The sequence below is a fragment of the Microbacterium sp. zg.Y909 genome (assembly GCF_024626565.1).
Genome location: NZ_JANJFJ010000724.1, coordinates 1 through 716, shown reverse-complemented (window position 1 = coordinate 716; position 716 = coordinate 1). Strand labels below are relative to the sequence as shown.

Below are 716 nucleotides of genomic sequence, written 5' to 3'. Positions count from 1 at the left end.
CTGTCGGGCGCGGTGACGGCCCTGCGGTACGTCGGCGCCGACGGCGACCTGCACGAGGTGCGCCGCGGCGACCCCGACTTCGCCGCGCTCGTGGTCGGCCTCGGCGCCTACGGCATCACGGTCTCGGTCACCCTCGAGATCCAGCCCACCTTCCGGGTGCGCCAGGACATCTACACCGGCATCAGCTGGGATGCCGCGCTCGCCGACTACGACGAGCTCACCTCAGCCGGCTACAGCGTGTCGGTGTTCTCGCTCTGGGAGCCCGACACCATCGGACACGTCTGGGTCAAGACGCGACTGGATGCCGATGACGACCCGGTCAGCGACACCCTGCTCGACGGCGTGCGTCAGCTCGGCGGCGAATCGCCGCTGGCCGGCATGACCAACGTCACCGAGCTCGCCGGCGTCCCTGGCCCTTGGCTGCTGCGGCTGCCTCACTTCCGCCTCGACGTCGAGCCTTCGTTCGGCGACGAGATCCAGACCGAGTACTTCGTCGACCGGCGGGATGCCGCGGCAGCCCTCACCGCGGTGCGGCCGCTGGCCGATGGCATCCGTCCCCACCTCATCGTCACCGAGCTGCGCACGGCAGCCGCCGACGAGCTGTGGCTGAGCCCGGCCTACCAGCGGGACGTCGCGATCATCCACTTCACGTGGCGCAACCACCCCGACGAGGTGGCGGCGCTGCTCCCCGACATCGAGCAGGCGCTCGCGCCGTT

General features: G+C 70.8%; 1 pseudogene. It reads left to right on the top strand.

Annotated elements, in window-relative coordinates:
* A pseudogene (locus tag NQ160_RS24400) lies at nucleotides 1-716 on the top strand (xylitol oxidase); the annotation flags it as partial.